Origin of the sequence: Azospirillum sp. TSO5 (assembly GCF_003116065.1) — a bacterium.
Taxonomy (GTDB): domain Bacteria; phylum Pseudomonadota; class Alphaproteobacteria; order Azospirillales; family Azospirillaceae; genus Azospirillum.
This window is the reverse complement of record NZ_LGQY01000053.1, coordinates 1-14,502: the sequence shown is the minus strand read 5'-3', so window position 1 is coordinate 14,502 and position 14,502 is coordinate 1. Positions and strand designations below refer to the sequence as shown.

Sequence of the window (14,502 nt, the reverse complement as noted above, 5' to 3'; positions counted from 1 at the left end):
CATCCTGAACCGCATGGCTCCGTGCCTGACCCCTCACCCTTCCCAAGCTCCGCTTGGGCCCCTTCCCTCTCCCGGGGCGGGAGAGGGAGTCATAGGTGAAGGCATCCCCGCTCCGGTTCCCGGCACCGCCGCCCAGGCCCTCCAAGCTGCCGGCCTGTGGTCGGCGGAGGACCCCGCCCCGCTCCATGACAAGGATGTCGTCTACCGCACCCGCCTGACCGGTCATGGCCCGCGCCTCCTGCGCTTCCACGGCCTCGCCACCATCGCCGAGGTCCGGCTGGACGGCGAGCGCATCCTGACCTCCGACAGCATGTATCTGGCCCATGAGGTGCCGGTGACGCTGAATGGCGAGGCGGAGCTGTCCATCCGCTTCCACGCCCTGCACCCGGTGCTGGCGGTGAAGAAGGGCCGTGCCCGCTGGCGGCCCAAGCTGGCCGAGCCGGCGGGGCTGCGCTTCGTCCGCACCACCCTGCTGGGACACATGCCGGGCTGGTGCCCGCCCATCCACGCCGTCGGCCCCTTCCGCCCGGTGGAGTTGGTGGAGGAGACCGGTCCTTTCCGTGTGCTCGGCGCCGATCTGCGCAGCGGCTATGACGGGCGGGACGGCCATCTGTCGTTGCGGCTGACGGTGGAGGGGGGGGCGGCCGGCGCCACCGGATCGGTGGAGGTCGCCGGTCGGACGGCACCGCTCATTTTCAACGGCGTTGGCAATGGTGTTGGCGGCTTCCATGCCGACCTGACCCTGCCGGACGTGGAACCCTGGTGGCCGCACACTCATGGCGAGCCGGTCCTGCACAGCGTGACCGCCCGCATCGGATCGGCCGAGATCGATCTCGGCCGCGTCGGCTTCCGCTCGTTGGCCGTCGACCGTGGCCCGGACGGCAACGGCTTCGCCCTGCTGGTGAACGGCGTCCGCGTGTTCTGCCGGGGCGGCTGCTGGGTGCCGGTCGATCTGGTCGGGCTTTCGTCCGACCGCGCGGCCTACGAACCCGAACTGCGGCGGATGCGGGAGGCCGGCGCCAACATGGTCCGCGTCGGCGGCACCATGCTGTACGAAGGCGACGCCTTCTTCGAGCTGTGCGACGAGCTGGGCATCCTGGTCTGGCAGGATGCCATGTTCGCCAACTTCGACTATCCCACCGATCCGGCCTTCCTCGACAGCGTGCGGGCGGAGATCGCGCAGCTGCTCGACCGCACCCAGGCGTCGCCCTCGCTGGCGGTGCTGTGCGGCGGCAGCGAGATGGAGCAGCAGGCGGCCATGCTCGGCCTGCCCCGCACCTCCTGGACGCAACCGGCGCTGACCGCGGTGATCGCGGAGGAAGCGGCGTCCCGCCGGCCCGATCTGATCCGCGTCGCCAACTCCCCCAGCGGCGGGGCGCTGCCGTTCATCGCCAATGCCGGGGTGACCCATTATTACGGCGTCGGCGCCTATCTCAGGCCGCTGGAGGATGCCCGGCGTGCCGGCGTGCGCTTCGCCAGCGAATGCCTCGCCTTCGCAAATCTGGGCGAGGACGATCCGCTGAGCGTCCCGGCGCTCCACCATCCCCGCTGGAAGGAACGGGTGCCGCGCGACCCCGGCGCCTCCTGGGACTTCGAGGATGTGCGGGAGCATTATCTGGAAGCGCTCTATGCCGTCGATCCGCGCCGCCTGCGTTACGAGGATCCCGACCGCTACCGCCGCCTGTCGCGCGCCGTGACCGGCGAGGTGATGCAGGCGGTGTTCGACGAGTGGCGACGCGCCGGTTCGACCTGCGCCGGCGGGCTGGTCTGGCAGTGGCGCGACCCTTGGCCCGATGGCGGTTGGGGCGCCGGCTGGGGGGTGGTCGCCGCCGATGGCACGCCGAAGCCGGCTTGGCACGCGCTGAAGCGCGCTTTCCGGCCGCTGCGGGTGATCCTGACCGACGAGGGTGTCAACGGGCTGGCGGTGCATCTGGTCAACGACACCGCCCAACCGGTGGAGGCGCTGCTGCGGCTGACCGCATGGCGCAATGGGGCGCGGGACGGGGCAGTTCCGGTGCTGAAGGCGGAGCGGCTGGTGACGCTGCCGGCGAGGGGTGCGATCTCACTGGCCGCCGCCGAATTGTCCGACCGCTTTTTTGACACGACCTACAGCTACAGGTTTGGGCCTATCCCACACGATGTGGTGACGGCGCAATTGCTGTCGGCCGAAAGGGAAGCGGAACCAATTGACGAGTCTCATTATTTCCCCAAGGGACGCTCGCTGCCACGGTCCGATCTCGGTTTGACCGCGGTGGTGGAGGGTCAGGAGGGGAACTGGACGTTGCGGCTCGCCACGGCGCGGTTCGCCTGTTCGGTGCATGTGGAGGACGAACGGTTCCAGGCGGAAGACGCCTGGTTCCATCTTCCGCCCGGTGTCGAGCGGGTCATCCGCCTGCGGCCGCGGGCAGGTTCCGGGGTTACGGACGGGACGGCATCGGCCGGACGATTGGTGCCGGACGGCGAGGTCCATGCGCTGAACGCGCTGGCGCCCGTCCGCTACAGGGGGAACGCATGAAGCCGACACCGGTGGTGTTCGATGGTTGTTTCGGATGGCTGCATCCGGCGCAGGGCCTGCGCGGGGTGGTCCTGTGCGGTGCCTACGGCTACGAGGAGCTGTGTGCGCACCGCGCCTGGAGAAGCTTCGCCGAAGGGCTGGCCGCGGCCGGGTTGCCGACATTGCGTTTCGATTATCCCGGATCCGGCGATTCGGCCGGGGAGGACAGCGACCCCGACCGGGTGCGCGCCTGGGTGGACGGCGTCAAGGCGGCGGTCCGCCGCCTGCGCGAGGACACCGGCGTCACCGAACTGACCCTGGTCGGCTACCGCATGGGCTCGCTGCTCGCCACGGCGGCGGCGCAGGAGCTGGCGGAAGAGGGGCAGGGCGTCGACACGCTGGCTCTGGTGTCGCCGATCACCTCGGGCCGCAAGGCGTTGCGTGAACTCCAGACCCTGGCGGCCATCGTGCTGCGTCCGGTCTGCAATCCGGAGCCGCCGGAACGCGCCTCCTGGCTGAACGTGATCGGCATGCCGGTGACGCCCGAAACGGCGCTGGCGCTGGGCGCGCTCAACCCGTTCGACCGGCCGGCGCTGCCCGCCCCGCGCATCCTGATCGCCGACCGTCCGGAGGGCAAGACGCCGGTGAAGCTCGCCACCCGCTGGCGCACCATGGGTGCGGTGGCGGAGCCGATGGCCGTCAGCGGCGTGATGGAACTGGTCCAGCAGCCCCAGGGCGCCCAGGCCGCTGCGGTGCTGGAGCCGGTCCTGCGCTGGATCGCCGCCGGCCCGATCGCCAGCGGCGCCACCCCGCCGCCGGACCGCCCGGCCGGCCTGATGATGCCGACGGCGGTCGAACGTCCGGTCTTCTTCGGGTCGGCGCCGGAGCTTTTCGGCATCTATTGCACCCCGGTCCTGGCCGATCCCGCCGGCAACCGGCCCGCCATCCTGTTCCTGAACAGCGGCGCCACCCACCATGTCGGCTCCGGCCGCGCCACCGTGGTCCAGGCGCGGCGGCTGGCGGCGCGCGGCTATGCCTCGCTCAGGATCGACGCGGCCGGCATCGGCGACAGCCCCGACCGGCCCGGCTTCCCGGACAATCTGCTCTACAACAAGGAGGTGATCACCGACGTCCGCGCCGCGCTGAACTGGCTGGAGCAGCAGGGGCACGAGCGCGTCGTCGTCATCGGCCTGTGCGCCGGCGGCACGCCCGCCCTGCATGCCGGCCTGGGCGACGACCGCGTGGTCGGGCAGATCGTGCTGAATCCCGGCCGGTTCGAGCTGGGCGGCGGCATCGCCGTGCTCGATCTGATGCGGTCTGTCCCCTTCCGCTCCACCAAGGAATATCTGCTGGAGGCGCTGAAGCCGGCCCGCCTGCGTGCCAGCATCCGCAAGCCCGCCCGCACCGTCGGGCTGGCCAAGCGTCTGACCGGCCGCTTCGTCCGCAAGATGCTTCTCCGCACCGGCCTGACCCGCCATGCCCTGCGCATGTTCCGCCGCCTGTCAGCGGAAGGCCGGCGGGTGCTGGTGGTCTACAGCAGCGACGACATGACGCTGGCCGAATTCTACCTGCATCTGGGCGAGGGCGGCCGCGCCCTGGACGGCCTGCCCGGCATCGAGGTGGTCTATCTCGACCGCTCCGACCACAGCCTGACGGTGTGGGAGGCGCGCGACCGGCTGGACCGCCTGATCGACCGCCATCTGACCTGCCTGGAAACCGCCGCCCACTCAGATCCCGCCGCCTGCGGCCTCACCGGCTGGAGCCTCGGCCTGCCATCGGGGGGCCTGCCGTCCGGCGAGCGGGTGGGGTAGGGCGGGACGATATGATGCGATAAATCAGATTTGCAGCGAGCCAATACATCTCAAGGGTTGATCGCTTGCCGCCACTGGCTGTCATCGCGATTGTAGGATATTCTGCCCAGGCCGAAAAAGCGAAACCCCAGGAGAGGCGCGGCACGCCTGTCCTGGGGCTCTATCTGTGTCGTGGGCGCGTACCTTGCGGCAGAGGGGCTTCACGACTTACAGGAAAACAATGGTGTTCAGGTGGAAGAAAGTCAACTCATTTTTGATTACAAAGATAATGTGGTTGATGCACTGGAAGCGACGATATCCAGCGATCGGTTTGCGACTTATCTAAAACCCGCCGGCTTCGACAAACGGTATGCCATACAGCTATATGTCTGGAATTCGAGATTATCTGAGGCGCTACATCTGCCACTTCAAACGGCGGAAGTAACATTGCGCAACTCTGTGAATGAACGTCTTTGTTATTTATACGGTGCAGAGTGGCCGACGAGTGAACGATTCCGTTCGGTGCTTGGCGAAGAGAGCGGCGCGAACTTAGATCGTGTGAGGGGACGTATTGTCAAGGCAAAATATACCCCAGTGACGGGTCGCATCGTGGCCGGTTTGTCGTTCGACTTTTGGGCGTCACTGTTCAAGGGGCAATATGATCGCCCGATCTGGCAAACCGGGCTGCATGCGACCTTCCCTCTGCTTCCTGCCGGCACGCGGCGTGGCGATGTCGCTGACTTGGTGAACCGGATCCGATGGTTGCGGAACCGAGTGGCTCACTATGAGCCAATCTTCAAGGAAGACTTGTCATATCTGCATACAATAATCATTCGGCTCATTTCCTTCCGATGCAGCCATACGGCTGACTGGGTACGGCATCACAGCATCTTGCCTGGTGTGATGCGCTCTCGCCCAACCCCTGGACAGCGGGAGTCTGCCTTGGTGCCGGGGGAGTAAAGCTGCTGAGTAGCGGATTGCTTCCGACAGCAATGCTGATTCCCGCGAAATTCCATCTCCTCGACTCCCGGCTGTTTGGCTCCGATCCCACTGCGGGGCTTCCATCACCCCAGCAGCTCCGCCAGCGAGCGCGCCACCACCTGGGTCGCCCGGCGCAGGTCTTCCAGCACCAGCTTCTCGTCGGCGCGGTGGCCGTTGGCCTCCAGCAGGTCGCGCGGGCCGGCGCCGTAGAGGATGGTGGGGATGCCGGCCTCCGAATAGTGGCGGGCGTCGGTGTAGAGCGGGATGCCGTTCCGGCCGACCGGCACGCCCAGCACCTCCTGCGCCTGGGCCGCGAACAGCGCCGCCAGCCGCGGCGCGTCGCCGACCGAGCGGAAAGGGCGGGCGAGCAGGATGCGGCGGATGCCGACGCGAATGCCTTCGCGGTCCGACGCGGCGCGCTCGATCAGGCCGCGCAGTTCGGCCTCCACCTCCGCCGGGTTTTCCTCCGGGATCATGCGGCGGTCGAGGCGGAAGGTGACGCGGTCGGGCACCACGTTGGTGTTGATGCCGCCCTGGATCAGCCCGACGGTCAGTGACGGGCAGGTGATGCCGGTGACGTTTGAGCGGCGCGTCGCCAGCTCCGGCCGGTGGGCGTAGAGCGCGGTCAGGATGCCGGTCGCCGCCTCCAGCGCGTCATGGCCGGTGTCGGGGCGGGCGGCATGGGCGGACTTGCCGTCGACCTGCACCTCCAGATGCAGGCAGCCATTGTGCCCGGTCACCACCGAATAGGCAAAGCTGGCCGACACCGCATAGTCCGGCTTGGAAATCCCCTGGTCGAGCAGCCATTTCGGCCCGATCTCGCCGCCGGCCTCCTCGTCATAGGTCAGGTGCAGCTCGACCGTGCCCTTCAGCGGCGCCTCTGAGGCCATCAGCGCCCGCAGCGCAAAGGCGTAGGTGGCGAAATCCGACTTCGACACCGCCACGCCGCGGCCATACATCACGCCGTCGCGGATCTCGGCGCCATAGGGATCGCTCGACCAGCCCTCGCCCGGCGGCACCACGTCGCCATGGGCGTTCAGAGCCACGGTCGGTCCATCGCCGAAGCGGTGGCGGATCACCAGATTGGTGGCGCTGATCATGCCGTTGGCCCGCACCAGCTCGGCCGGCACCGGGTGGCGTTCCACCGTGAAGCCCATCGCCTCCAGCAGTTCGGCGGCGCGGACGGCATGGGGGGCGCAGTCGCCGGGGGGATTGTCGGACGGCACCTTCACCAGCTCCGCCAGGAAACGGACCTCGTCGTCGAAGCGGGCATTCACCGCCTCATCCAGTGTGGCGGCGAGGGAGGGGGACAGGTCGGTCATGGCAGGCGGTCCGTCACGGGATGGAGGGGGAGGTTGCGGGCTGGAAATGGTCGACGAAGCGGGCGAGCACGCGGACGCCGGCCTCGGCGTCGGCGGCGGTGATGCGTTCGGCCGGGTTGTGCGAGATGCCGCGTTCACAGCGCACGAACAGCATGGCGATGTCGGTCAGCGCCGCCATCGCCATGGCGTCATGGCCGGCGCCGCTCGGCAGTTCCGGCGCGTCCAGCCCCTCAGCCGCCGCGGCATCGGTGAACTGTGCCATCAGCGCCGGGTGGCAGGCCACCGCCGGGCTTTCATGCAGCGTCTCGAAGCCGATGGCGACGCCGCGGGCGTCGGCGATGGCCTCCAGTTTGGCGCAGGCGGCCCCGACCCGCTCCAGCCGCAGCCCATCGCGGTCGGCGCGCAGGTCGATGGTGAAGCGGATCTTGCCGGGGATGACGTTGGTGGCGCCGGGCGACGCCTCGATCCGGCCGACGGTGCCGACCAGCCGCTCCTGCCCGGAGCAGAGCTGTTCCACCGCCAGGATCATCTCGGCGGATGCTGCCAGCGCGTCGCGGCGCAGGGTCATCGGCACGGTGCCGGCATGGCCGGCCATCCCCTCTACCGTGACCGCCAGCCGGGTGGCGCCGGCGATGGCGGTGACGATTCCGACCGGCCGGCCCAGCGCCTCCAGCACCGGCCCCTGTTCGATGTGCAGTTCCACATAGGCCAGCACGGCGTGCGGCTCGTAGGCCGCGCTGGCCCAGGCGGCGGGTTCGAGCCCGAAGGCGGTCATCGCGTCGGCCAGCCGCGTGCCGGCGGCGTCGCGCGTCTCCAGCACCACCGGGTCGAAGGTGCCGGCGATGGCGCGGCTGCCGATCAGGGTCGATTGGAAGCGCGTGCCCTCCTCGTCGCCGAAACCGATCACCTCGATGGCGAAGGGCAGGCGCCGACGGCGGGCGTTCAGGTCGGCGATCACGGCGATGCCGCTCAGCACCCCCAGCATGCCGTCATAGCGCCCGGCATCGCGCACGGTGTCGAGGTGGGAGCCGATCAGCAGGGCCGGCAGTCCCGGCTGATCGCCCTCGTAGCGGCCGATGACGTTGCCGACCGCATCCTCGCGCACGCTCATCCCCGCCTCGCGCATCCAGCCGGCGACGAGGTCGTTGGCGCGGCGGTGTTCCGGCGTCAGGTAAAGGCGCGACAGCCGGTCATCCTCGGCGCTGATCGCCGCCAGCGCGTCGATGCGGTCGAGAAGGGCCGGTCCAGAGAGCGGGGATTCGGGCATCGGCGGGTCCGGACTGCGCTGGGGAAACAGGACGATGCCCCCGGTTATACGCCGAAGCCACCGCTCCGCCCTAGCCCCCGGCCGGTGAAGACAGTTTCAAAGAATCCCGGAAAGGGGGGGTCCAGCGCCTTCCGATCATGCCGCAGCGCAAAAAGACAGGAGAAAGATCGTTGGGGGTGCCGAATATTGCCTACCACCCTCTGGAAGGCCGGTGGCAGACTTCATAAATGAAGCGGAACAAAATCTGCCGATAAGCCTGTGATTTTGCTGCGAGTGCGAAAGAAACTGCTGAGGGGAGGTGCGTCCATGACGTCGTTCGATCCCGACATGCCTTTCGAAAACGCAACGCCGATTGGCCGCCCGCTAGGTGGGCAGGGTGGCGGCCTTTGGTTCAACAACCGCACCGAACTGGCCCAGGCCCGCACGCTGGCGGGATGGATCATGATTCTGGCGGAAGACCGCGGGCTGGACGACCGCCAGCTGGCCGTCGCGACCGGCCTCGACCTTGAGGATGTGCGGGCGGTGCGGGAGGGGGCGGTGGCGATGCTGCCGCCCCGGCTGCTGAACGGCGCGCTGGCAAGGCTGGAGGGCCGGAACGACGAAGGGCGGCTGCAATAGCTGCAGGCCGCCCTTCCGAACGCTGAAAAAACCGAGGCGTCGCGTCAGGCGACGGCCAGCACGTCCACATACATGTTGGCCGGGGCCGACAGGTGGATGCGGTACAGCATGCCGGACTGGTCGACGATGATGTCGGCGACCGGGTTCTTGGTCGACAGGTCGGTCACCGCGGCGCGGACATTGCGCGGCAGTTGGTCCAGCGCGACGTCGCGGTAGCCGGACTTGTCGGAAAGCTTGATGGTCTTGTTGCCCATGATGGCAGCTGCTCTGTTCCAGAAGGCTTGAGAGGGGATACTCGATTGGCCGCGGGACAATGGTCCCAGCCGGTTAACCAACGGTTAAGTATCCCCTCCGGCCTTCCGGTCCTCCGCGCAGGGCAGCAGCGCTTCCGGTGCAGGAGGGGCGGGCGCCCCTCCCAAGCCATTGAGTCAGCGACGGTCGCGCCTCTCGCTGCCTGCCATGGCGTCACTACGCCGCAGGGTGTCGTCCTCCGGCAGCGGCTGCTTGCCCAGCACCATGGAGCTGTTGTCGAGCGCGGCCACCATGGCGTCCCGCGCCGGGGCGCCGGGACCGGTCACGCTGCCCTCGCCCTGCGGGGCTGCCGGCTCCACCCGCTCGCCCATTCCGACCGTGGCCATCCCGACGGTGGTCGTCTGCCCCGGCGCAGTGCGGCCGGCGACCCGCAGGTCGTTCTGCACATGGCCGACGCCCGACACGCTTTCGGCGATGTCCTCCGCCCGGCGGCGGGCGGCGCGGTCCTCCACGGTGCCGGACAACGTCACCTCGCCGCCCTCCACCTTCACGCCGATGTCCGAGGCGTCGATGTGGTGGTCGTCGGTCAGGCGTTCGTTGATGTCCTCCAGGATGCGTTCGTCGGAGCGGCGGTAGTTGCGCGGACCGACGCCGCGATAGCGGGCCTGCGGGCTCATCTTGACGAACTCTTCGCTCCAGGGATGGCGGTGCATGGCGGTCTCCGTCCTGCGGTTTCCGGGATCATTGGCCGTTCAACACATGTGGCCCCGCACCGTTCCAAAACCTTGCCGGAAGACGGCAGCGCGCCGCGCATGACGGCTACCGCTCAAAAAAGCCGCAACCAACTCAACGGTCGGGAGTTGGGTTCGAAAAGGGCTTTGGCTGAGGACGTGCCATGACACATTCAAAACGAAGCGTCGCCCTCTGGGCGATGGTCATCCTGTTGGCGTTGCTTGGGCTCGGCGCGCTGGGCGGCGGGCTGTGGCTGATCCTGCTGGGCGGGTCCTGGTACTACGCCATCGCAGGGCTGCTGTTCCTGGCGAGCGCTGCGCTGTTGGCGAAGCGCTCGCCGACGGCGCTGTCGATCTATGCGCTGCTGGTGATCGGCACGCTGATCTGGGCACTGTGGGAGGTCGGGCTGGATTGGTGGCCGCTGTCGGCGCGCGGCGACGTGGTCGCGGTGATCGGCTTCCTGCTTTTGCTGCCCTGGGTCACCCGCCGCCTGGGCGAGCGTGAACCGATGGCCGGCGAACGGGCGCCGGGCGCCTATCCCGTCGGCGCCTTCCGCGGCACCGGCATCCCGCTGACCGCCTCGCTGGTGATCGTGCTGCTGGTCGGCGTCGTCTCCTGGTTCACCGACCCGCACCGCATCGACGGAACCGTTCCGCCGCGGCAGCAGACCGCTTCAGCCTCGGATGCAGGCACCGGCTCCGGCCCTGCGATCCCGGACGGGGAGTGGCAGGCCTATGGCCGGACCGGCTACGGCCAGCGCTATTCGCCGCTGACCGGCATCACGCCGGAGAATGCCGACAAGCTCCAGGTCGCCTGGACCTATGAGACCGGCGACCTGCGCGGCCAGCCCGGCGATCCCAAGGAAACCACCTTCGAGGTGACGCCGCTGAAGATCGGCAACCGCCTGTTCCTGTGCTCGCCGCACCAGCATGTGATCGCGCTGGACGCCACCACCGGCAAGGAGGTCTGGCGCCGCGACCTGAAGATCGACCAGAAACAGCTGGCGCTGCAGCACCTGACCTGCCGCGGCCTGTCCTATCATCCGGCTCAGCAGGCGGCCCAACAGGCGGCCCAGCAGACCGCCGCCTCCGCTCCCGTTGCCGGCGGCGCCTGTGCCGCCAAGCTGTTCATGCCGACCGCCGATGGCCGTCTGGTCGCGCTGAACCCGGAAGACGGGTCGATCTGCACCGGCTTCGGCCAGGATGGCCAGATCAACCTGTGGGCCAAAATGCCGAACGTCCAGCCGGGCGCCTATTATTCGACCTCCCCGCCGGTGGTGACGGCCAACCTCGTCATCGTTGGCGGCACGGTGCTGGACAATGTGTCGGTCCACGAGCAGTCGGGCGTGATCCGCGCCTTCGACGTCAATGACGGCCATCTGGTGTGGAACTGGGATTCGGCGAAACCGGACCAGACCGCGCCGATCCCCGACGGCCAGACCTACACCGTCAACTCGCCCAACAGCTGGTCGATCTCCAGCGTCGACGAGGCGCTGGGCATGGTCTATGTGCCGCTGGGCAACCAGCCGCCCGACCAGTTCGGCGGCAACCGCAGCCCGGCGGTGGAGCGCTTCTCCTCCTCCGTGGTGGCGCTCGATCTGGCGACGGGGCAGGTGCGCTGGGTCTTCCAGACCGTGCATCACGATCTGTGGGACTATGACGTGCCGGCGCAGCCCAGCCTGATCGACCTGACCGTCGACGGGCAGACCGTTCCGGCCCTGGTGCAGCCGACCAAGCAGGGCGAGCTGTTCGTGCTGGACCGCCGCACCGGCAAGCCGATCCTGCCGGTGACCGAGAAGCCGGCGCCGCAGGGTGCCGCCGAGGGCGATCACAGCGCCCCGACCCAGCCGGTCTCCGCCCTGTCCTACGACCCGCCGCCGCTGACCGGGGCGGACATGTGGGGGGCGACGATGTTCGACCAGCTCGCCTGCCGCATCGCGCTGAAGCGCCTGCGCTATGACGGCCGCTTCACCCCGCCGTCGCTGCAGGGCTCGCTGATCTATCCCGGCAATTTCGGCGTGTTCAACTGGGGCAGCGTCGCCGTCGATCCCAAGCGCCAGATCGCCTTCACCACGCCGGCCTATCTCGCCTTCGTTTCGCAGCTGGTGCCGCGCAAGAACGACACGGATCTGTATGTCCAGGGCGGCGAACGGCCGAAATTCAGCCTGCCGGCGCTGAACGAGAATTTCGGCGCGCCCTATGCGGTGAAGCTCGCCCCCTTCGTCTCGGTTCTGGGCTTGCCCTGTCAGGCGCCGCCCTGGGGCTATGTCGCCGCGGCCGACCTGACGACCGGCAAGGTCGTCTGGAAGCACAAGAACGGCACCACCCGCGACGCCGCGCCGGTGCCGCTGCCCTTCCGCATGGGCGTGCCCAACCTGGGCGGCCCGATCATGACCGCGGGTGGCGTGGCCTTCCTGTCCGGCACCATCGACTATTATGTCCGGGCCTACGATGTCTCCACCGGCAAGCAGCTGTGGGAAAGCCGCCTTCCGGCCGGCGGTCAGGCCACGCCGATGACCTACCAGGGCGAGGACGGCCGGCAATATGTGCTGGTGGTGGCCGGCGGGCACGGCTCGCTCGGGACCAAGGCGGGCGATTCGGTGATCGCCTATGCGCTGCCGAAGTGAGGGGGTTGGGGAGGGAAGGTGCTTTGCCCCCTCCCCAACCCTCCCCCACCTTTGGTGGGAGAGGGAGTCAGTCCCGAAGCGGCGGAGTTCCCTCTCCCGCGATAGCGGGGGAGGGTTAGGGAGGGGGCATTCGCCAGCCATCCCCTCCCCAACAAAGCCAACAAAAAAGCCCGCCCCGGTTCCCCAGGGCGGGCTTTTTCCCCACACAATCCTCAGCGCGTCGGCACCGGCGGCGTCTGCGAGTAGTCGTAGAATCCGCGGCCGTACTTCTTGCCGATCCAGCCGGCCTCGACATACTTCACCAGCAGCGGGCAGGGGCGGTACTTGCTGTCGGCCAGCCCTTCATACAGCACCTGCATCACCGCCAGACAGGTGTCCAGGCCGATGAAGTCGGCCAGCTCCAGCGGACCCATCGGGTGGTTGGCGCCCAGCTTCAGCGCGGTGTCGATGGCCTCGACGCCGCCGACGCCCTCATAGAGGGTGTAGACGGCTTCGTTGATCATCGGCAGCAGGATGCGGTTGACGATGAAGGCCGGGAAATCCTCGGCCACCGCGGCGGTCTTGCCGATGGCGAGCGTCAGTTCCTTGATGGCGTTGAAGGTCGGCTCGTCGGTCGCGATGCCGCGGATCAGCTCGACCAGCTGCATCACCGGCACCGGGTTCATGAAGTGCATGCCCATGAACTTGGCCGGACGGTCGGTCGCCGCCGCCAGACGGGTGATCGAGATCGACGAGGTGTTCGTCGCGATCAGCGCCTCCGGCTTCAGGTGCGGGACCAGCTTCTTCAGCAGGTCGCGCTTCAGCGCCTCGTTCTCGGTCGCGGCTTCGATCACCAGATCGGATTCGCCGAACACAGACAGGTCGGTGCCGGTCACGATCCGGCCGAGGGCGGCGGTCTTCGCCTGCTCCTCCATCTTGCCCTTCTGGATCTGCCGGTCGTAATTCCGGCCGATGTTGGCGAGCGCCTTTTCCAGGACCGCGTCGCTGATGTCGGACAGGACGACATCATAGCCGGCCTGGGCGCAGACCTGGGCAATACCGCTGCCCATCTGGCCGGCGCCGATGATGCCAATCTTCTTGATCGTGGTCATGGAGGCTGTCCCGCGAAGGATGTGGGTAAAATGGTCCACCGCGGCGGGCACCGGGTCATGCCGGTGACCGCCGCGGCGGTCCGGATCAGCGCGCCTTATCCAAGCTTTTCCGTCAGCTCCGGCACGGCCTTGAACAGGTCCGCGACGAGGCCGTAATCGGCGACCTGGAAGATGGGCGCTTCCTCATCCTTGTTGATCGCGACGATGACCTTGCTGTCCTTCATGCCGGCGAGGTGCTGGATCGCACCCGAAATGCCGACGGCGATGTACAGCTCCGGCGCCACGATCTTGCCGGTTTGCCCGACTTGGTAGTCATTCGGCACGAAACCCGCGTCCACGGCGGCGCGCGACGCACCCACCGCGGCACCCAGCTTGTCGGCCAGGGCCTCCAGCATCGGGAAATTGTCGCCCGACTGCATGCCGCGGCCACCCGACACCACCACGCGGGCGGCGGTCAGCTCCGGACGCTCCGACTTGGTCAGCTCGGCCGAGACGAAGCTCGACAGGCCGGCCGCACCGGCGCCCGACACCGGCTCGACCGAGGCCGAACCGCCTTCGGCGGCGGCGGTCTCGAAGGCGGTGGTGCGGACGGTGACGACCTTCACCGCATCGGCCGACTGCACGGTGGCAATCGCGTTGCCGGCATAGATCGGCCGCTCGAAGGTGTCGGCCGACACCACGCCGGTGATGTCGGAAATGGCGGCGACGTCCAGCAGGGCAGCGACGCGCGGCAGCAGGTTCTTGCCCACCGAAGTGGCGCCGGCCAGCACGTGGCCGTAGCCGCCCTTGGCGATGGAAACCACCAGCGGAGCGACGTCTTCCGGCAGCTGATGCTCGTAAGCGGCATCGTCGGCCAGCAGCACCTTGGCGACGCCGGCCACCTTCGCGGCGGCATCGGCGGCGGCCTGCGCGCCCTTGCCGGCGACCAGGACATGGATGTCGCCACCGATCTTGGTGGCGGCGGTGACGGCGTTCAGCGTGGCGGGCTTCAGCGAGGCGCCGTCGTGTTCCGCGATGACGAGAATGTTGGCCATGGTCAGTTCATCCCCCTCAGATCACGCGCGCATCGTTCTTGAGCTTGTCGACCAGCGTGGCGACGTCCGGCACCTTGATGCCGGCCTGACGCTTCGCCGGCTCGGTGACCTTCAGCGTGGTCAGGCGCGGAGCGACATCGACGCCCAGCGCATCCGGGGCGATGGTCTCCAGCGGCTTCTTCTTCGCCTTCATGATGTTGGGCAGCGAGGCGTAGCGCGGCTCGTTCAGGCGCAGGTCGGCGGTGACCACCGCCGGCAGCTTCAGCTCGACCGTCTCCAGACCGCCGTCGATCTC

General features: G+C 68.3%; 11 protein-coding genes and 1 pseudogene. 5 read left to right on the top strand and 7 right to left on the bottom strand.

Annotation, left to right across the window (positions count from 1 at the left end):
- Nucleotides 1-13 precede the first annotated feature (13 nt).
- From TSO5_RS15020 to TSO5_RS32210, 3 genes are all read left to right on the top strand, one after another.
- Entirely contained in the window at nucleotides 14-2,515 is a 2,502-nt protein-coding gene (locus TSO5_RS15020; protein ID WP_247870771.1) for a glycoside hydrolase family 2 protein, read from the top strand.
- Nucleotides 2,512-4,305, top strand: a complete 1,794-nt coding sequence (locus TSO5_RS15015; RefSeq protein ID WP_109152315.1) for an alpha/beta fold hydrolase — start codon at nucleotides 2,512-2,514, stop codon at nucleotides 4,303-4,305. Before TSO5_RS15020 ends, TSO5_RS15015 begins: the two co-directional genes overlap by 4 nt.
- 171 nt (nucleotides 4,306-4,476) lie before the next feature.
- Entirely contained in the window at nucleotides 4,477-5,244 is a 768-nt protein-coding gene (locus tag TSO5_RS32210; RefSeq protein ID WP_146203737.1) for a hypothetical protein, read from the top strand.
- Between the two features lie 104 nt (nucleotides 5,245-5,348).
- On the opposite strand, the gene TSO5_RS15010 is transcribed toward TSO5_RS32210, so the two are convergent.
- Nucleotides 5,349-6,587 carry a M20/M25/M40 family metallo-hydrolase gene (locus TSO5_RS15010; RefSeq protein ID WP_109152314.1) on the bottom strand — a complete coding sequence of 413 codons (1,239 nt, stop codon included), beginning with the start codon at nucleotides 6,585-6,587 and terminating at the stop codon, nucleotides 5,349-5,351.
- 13 nt (nucleotides 6,588-6,600) lie between these two features.
- On the bottom strand, nucleotides 6,601-7,854 hold the full coding sequence (locus TSO5_RS15005; RefSeq protein ID WP_109152313.1) for an allantoate amidohydrolase: 1,254 nt from the start codon (nucleotides 7,852-7,854) through the stop codon (nucleotides 6,601-6,603).
- Between the two features lie 306 nt (nucleotides 7,855-8,160).
- On the opposite strand from TSO5_RS15005, the gene TSO5_RS15000 reads away from it, so the two are divergent.
- A complete protein-coding gene (locus TSO5_RS15000; RefSeq protein ID WP_109152312.1) occupies nucleotides 8,161-8,472 on the top strand; it encodes a hypothetical protein in 312 nt (103 codons plus the stop codon).
- A 44-nt stretch (nucleotides 8,473-8,516) separates the two neighbouring features.
- On the opposite strand, the gene TSO5_RS14995 is transcribed toward TSO5_RS15000, so the two are convergent.
- Both TSO5_RS14995 and TSO5_RS14990 read right to left on the bottom strand, forming a co-directional pair.
- Complete coding sequence (locus TSO5_RS14995) at nucleotides 8,517-8,726, bottom strand: hypothetical protein (protein ID WP_109073591.1); 210 nt, start codon at nucleotides 8,724-8,726, stop codon at nucleotides 8,517-8,519.
- A gap of 174 nt (nucleotides 8,727-8,900) precedes the next feature.
- The gene (locus TSO5_RS14990) at nucleotides 8,901-9,437 is read right to left on the bottom strand and encodes a BON domain-containing protein (protein ID WP_109152311.1); all 537 of its coding nucleotides are present in this window, start codon (nucleotides 9,435-9,437) and stop codon (nucleotides 8,901-8,903) included.
- A gap of 182 nt (nucleotides 9,438-9,619) precedes the next feature.
- Between TSO5_RS14990 and TSO5_RS14985 the strand changes: the two genes are divergently transcribed.
- Entirely contained in the window at nucleotides 9,620-12,082 is a 2,463-nt protein-coding gene (locus TSO5_RS14985) for a membrane-bound PQQ-dependent dehydrogenase, glucose/quinate/shikimate family (RefSeq protein ID WP_109152310.1), read from the top strand.
- Between the two features lie 212 nt (nucleotides 12,083-12,294).
- On the opposite strand, the gene TSO5_RS14980 is transcribed toward TSO5_RS14985, so the two are convergent.
- From TSO5_RS14980 to TSO5_RS14970, 3 genes and pseudogenes are all read right to left on the bottom strand, one after another.
- The gene (locus tag TSO5_RS14980) at nucleotides 12,295-13,173 is read right to left on the bottom strand and encodes a 3-hydroxybutyryl-CoA dehydrogenase (RefSeq protein WP_109152309.1); all 879 of its coding nucleotides are present in this window, start codon (nucleotides 13,171-13,173) and stop codon (nucleotides 12,295-12,297) included.
- Nucleotides 13,174-13,268: 95 nt separating this feature from the next.
- Nucleotides 13,269-14,207, bottom strand: coding sequence for an FAD-binding protein (locus TSO5_RS14975; RefSeq protein WP_109152308.1), 939 nt, complete (start codon nucleotides 14,205-14,207; stop codon nucleotides 13,269-13,271).
- A 16-nt stretch (nucleotides 14,208-14,223) separates the two neighbouring features.
- Nucleotides 14,224-14,502: pseudogene (locus tag TSO5_RS14970) on the bottom strand (electron transfer flavoprotein subunit beta/FixA family protein); the annotation flags it as partial.